The following is a 3,773-nucleotide window of genomic DNA, read 5'->3' as shown; positions in this document are numbered from 1 at the left end:
CTCGACGACGCGGTCGAGCAGGTCGCGGCCGGCGTGGGCGTGCTGATCGTGCCGCAGTCGGTGGCGCGCGTGCACAGCCGCAAGGACGTCACCGCGGTGCCGGTGACCGGCGTCGCTCCCTCCTCCGTCCGCCTCGCCTGGGTGACGGACGACAAGGGCGACGACGTCGAGGACTTCATCGGAGTCGTCCGCGGCCGCAGCGCGAACACCACGCGCGGAACCGCCGCGACGCCGAAGGTCGAGTCGCGGGCGAAGGCCGCCAAGGCGAAGGCGCGGGAGGCGCGCGAGAAGGCGGAGAGGGCCGGCGGCGGCAAGAAGAAGCCGGCCCGCGCCAAGGCGTCCGCGCCGGCGGTGCGGCGCACCCGCAAGCCCCGCGGCCGTTGACCGTGGCCGACGACGCCGGCTGGTCGCTCCGCCCCGCGACCGCGGAGGACGCGGCAGCGATCGCCGAGCTGCGCGCGGTCGTCATGCGCCCGTCGCTCGAGACGCTCGACCGCTACGACGAGCACCGCGTGCGGCACCGCTTCCTCGACGGCTACCGGCCCGAGCTCACCCGGGTGATCGAGCTCGACGGCGCCTTCGCCGGGAGCATCGCCGCGCGGGTCGAGCCGGACGCGGTCTGGATCGAGCACTTCTACCTGGCGCCGCACGCACAGGGACGCGGAGTCGGCGGCGCCGTCCTGCGCCGGGTGATGGCGGAGGAGGCGCGGCCGGGTCTGCCCTTCCGGCTCGACGTGCTGAAGCGCAGCGACGCCCGCCGCCTCTACGAGCGGCACGGCTTCCGGTTCGAGCGCGCTCTGGAGTGGGACGACATCCTCGTCGCGCCGCCTGTCTCCTGACCCCTGATCGGGGAGGACGACGGGGCGCGGGCCGCCGCTAGCATGAGCGCGATCCCCTCCGCCGGGTCGGCCGCAGGGCGACCTCCTCCTGGAAGCAGGCATTCCGCCGTGTCCCCGCTCGTTCTGAGGTCCGCCGCCTCCGCGGTCCTCGTCGCCGCCCTGGCGATCACCTCCAGCCCGCTCGCCTCCGCCGCATCGGCGGCCGCGCCGTCGGCCGCCCCCGTCGCCGCATTCGGCGCCGTCTCCGATGCGCCCCGCTCGATCGTGCTCCCCGAGGGGCAGCCGCTCTGGCAGCCCAGCGCCGAGTCCCCCCTGCCCGCCGTGCCGGATGAGGCGCCGAGCGCCGCCCGTGCGAGCGCTGCGGCGTCGATCAGCGGCCGTGTCGTGGTCGAGGAGGCCGACGGCTCGATCGCGACCACCACCCCCCGCGGTGCCCTCCTGAACGTCGAGGTCTGGTCGAGCGAGGCGGGGCTCCTCGGGAACCACTCCGTCGCCGGCGACCTCACCTTCAGCATCGACGGGCTCACCGCCGGGCAGACCTACTACCTGCTGATCAAGGACAACGCCGACCTGTACGCCGACCTCTGGTCCGGCGGCAGCGCCGTCGCCCGCAGCGCCGAGCCGCTCCAGGCCCCGGCGGCCGGCGTGCAGCTGCGCACCGCACGGCTGGGCTCGCTCGAGGGACGCCTGAGCGGCGTCGCGGGCGACCAGCGCGTCGACATCTGGTACCGCGACCCGGGAACCGACGGCTACTTCCGCACCGGCGAGCTCGACCTGATCACGGGCGGCGACAACCCGTACTCGTTCCAGCAGGTCGTCCCCGGCGACTACCTCGTCCGGGCGTCGAGCCGCGACGACGTGATCGACGACAGCTACTGGGACCACGTCCTCCGCTCGGGCGACGCTGGCGACGTGCGCGTCCCGGTGGGCGGATCGGCCGCCGGGATCGACCTCTCGCTGAGCAGCGACTACCAGCAGTACACCGGCCGCCTCGCCGGATCGGACCGCTACGCGACCTCGGTGGAGGCGACGGGCTACTTCTCCCCGGGCATCCCGGTGCTCTACGTGGCGAGCGGGGCGAACTGGCCGGATGCGCTGAGCGCCGGCCCGGCCGCCGCCGCCCTCGGAGGCGCGCTCCTGCTCACCGATCCCGACCGCCTGCCGCGGGTCGTCTCCGACGAGATCCGCCGCCTCCGCCCGGAGCGGGTCGTGGTCGTCGGCAGCGAGCTGAGCGTGAGCCCCGGGGTCCTGTCCGCGATCCGCTCGATCGTCGGCGGCACCGAGCGCATCGGCGGGACGGACCGCTACGACACCTCCCGCCGGATCGTCGCGGACGCCTTCGGCACCGGCCCCTACTCGAACATGTTCGTCGCGACCGGCACGAACTTCCCTGACGCCCTGTCGGCCGCGCCCATCGCCGGCTGGCGTGCGCAGCCCGTGCTGCTGGTCGACGGTGCGACCTCGGGCGCCGACTCCGCGACCGCGACCGCGGTGCGCGATCTGGCGCCGGAGCACGTGGAGTTCCTCGGCGGCGACCCCTCGATCCGGGACGCGTACGTGGCGGACTTCGAGCGTCGCGGCCTCGCCCCCTCGGTCTCGAGGATCGCCGGCCGCGACCGCTACGAGACCAGCGTCGAGCTGAACAGCGCCTACCCCCAGTCGCTGCTGCAGGACAGCGTCTTCCTCGCCGCGGGGTCCTCCTTCGCCGACGCCCTCTCGGGAGCGACGACGGCGGCGGCCCTGGGCTCGTCCGTGCTGCTGACCGAGCGCGACTGCGTGCACGACTCGACGCTGCGCTTCCTGGCCTCCAACTCGAAGAACTACGCGTTCCTGCTCGGCGGGGAGCCGACGCTCACCGAGGACGTGGCGAACCTCCGCAACTGCGAGTACGACTTCTGACGACGCGTGATCCCGGGGTCCGGGGCTAGGGTGCGAGCATGCCCACGAGCGATGAGACCTGGACCCTGGCCGAGCACGACGTACCGGTGTACCGCAGCGGTGAGGGCGGCCGGGCGCTGATCCTGATCCACGAGGTCTGGGGGGTCGACGGGCACATCCGCTCGGTCGCCGACCGCTACGCGGCCGAGGGCTACAGCGTCGTCGCCCCCGAGCTCCTGGCCGACAGCGGCCTGCTCGAGCAGCTCGACGAGGAGCAGCGCGCCGACTACGACCACCCGGTGCGGCGCCTGCCGCGCCAGGTCGAGCTGCGCACCTTCTTCGCCCCCGTCTTCACTCCGGAGCACGCGACGCGCACCGTCGCGATCCTCCGCGCCCTCGTCGAGCGGCTCCTTCGCCAGGAGGGCGCGACCAGCGTCTCCGTCACCGGGTTCTGCTACGGCGGCACCTTCTCGTGGGCGCTCGCGCTGGCCGAGCCGCGGCTGGCGGCGGCCGTGCCGTTCTACGGGCACGTCACCGCGTCCGCCGAGGAGCTCGGCGCGCTGCAGGTGCCGGTGCTGGCGTTCCTGGGCGATCAGGACGCTCCCCTCGTCGAGCAGGTGCCGCGCATCCGCGAGGCGACCGAGGGCAAGGACGTCGAGGTCATCGTCTACCCGGGAGCGGGCCACGCCTTCTTCAACGACGCGAACGAGCAGACCTACCAGGCCGTGGCGGCGACCGACGCCTGGCCGCGGGCGCTCGCGTTCCTCGGAGCGCACGCGGGCTGAGCGGGCCCTCGACGGACGGCGCCCGGCTCCGCGGCGCTGAGCTCGCCGACGGCCGGCGTCAGCGCGGTCGGACCGGCAGCCAGCCCCGCCGAGACGCGAGCACGCCCGCCTGGAAGCGGCTCTCGGCGCCGAGCAGCTCGAAGAGACCGGCGATGTGCCGACGGCAGGTGCGCACGCTGAGGTCCAGCCGTGCCGCGAGCGCCTCGTCGGTGAGCCCGGCGGCGAGGCCCTGCAGGATCGACCGCTGCACCGCGGAGAGGGAGGGCTCCTC

4 protein-coding genes and 1 pseudogene are annotated in these 3,773 nt (G+C 74.4%); 4 read left to right on the top strand and 1 reads right to left on the bottom strand.

Going from position 1 to position 3,773, the window contains the following annotated elements; translation table 11 throughout:
* The 4 genes and pseudogenes from C5C74_RS17610 to C5C74_RS16670 form a co-directional block, all read left to right on the top strand.
* A pseudogene (locus C5C74_RS17610) lies at nt 1-384 on the top strand (LysR family transcriptional regulator); the annotation flags it as partial.
* Nucleotides 385-386: 2 nt separating this feature from the next.
* Nucleotides 387-839 (top strand): GNAT family N-acetyltransferase, encoded by a 453-nt coding sequence (locus tag C5C74_RS16680; RefSeq protein WP_258061255.1) that lies wholly within the window; start codon nt 387-389, stop codon nt 837-839.
* A gap of 108 nt (nt 840-947) precedes the next feature.
* Nucleotides 948-2,738 carry a cell wall-binding repeat-containing protein gene (locus tag C5C74_RS16675; protein ID WP_104351931.1) on the top strand — a complete coding sequence of 597 codons (1,791 nt, stop codon included), beginning with the start codon at nt 948-950 and terminating at the stop codon, nt 2,736-2,738.
* A 38-nt stretch (nt 2,739-2,776) separates the two neighbouring features.
* Nucleotides 2,777-3,502 carry a dienelactone hydrolase family protein gene (locus C5C74_RS16670; protein ID WP_104351930.1) on the top strand — a complete coding sequence of 242 codons (726 nt, stop codon included), beginning with the start codon at nt 2,777-2,779 and terminating at the stop codon, nt 3,500-3,502.
* 58 nt (nt 3,503-3,560) lie between these two features.
* On the opposite strand, the gene C5C74_RS16665 is transcribed toward C5C74_RS16670, so the two are convergent.
* A partial coding sequence (locus tag C5C74_RS16665; RefSeq protein WP_146083109.1) for a response regulator transcription factor occupies nt 3,561-3,773 on the bottom strand: 213 nt, incomplete at its 5' end.

The sequence above is a fragment of the Rathayibacter sp. AY1E8 genome (genome assembly GCF_002931415.1).
Classification (GTDB): domain Bacteria; phylum Actinomycetota; class Actinomycetes; order Actinomycetales; family Microbacteriaceae; genus Rathayibacter.
Note: the sequence above shows the minus strand (reverse complement) of the source record. Positions and strands in the feature narration are given on the sequence as shown.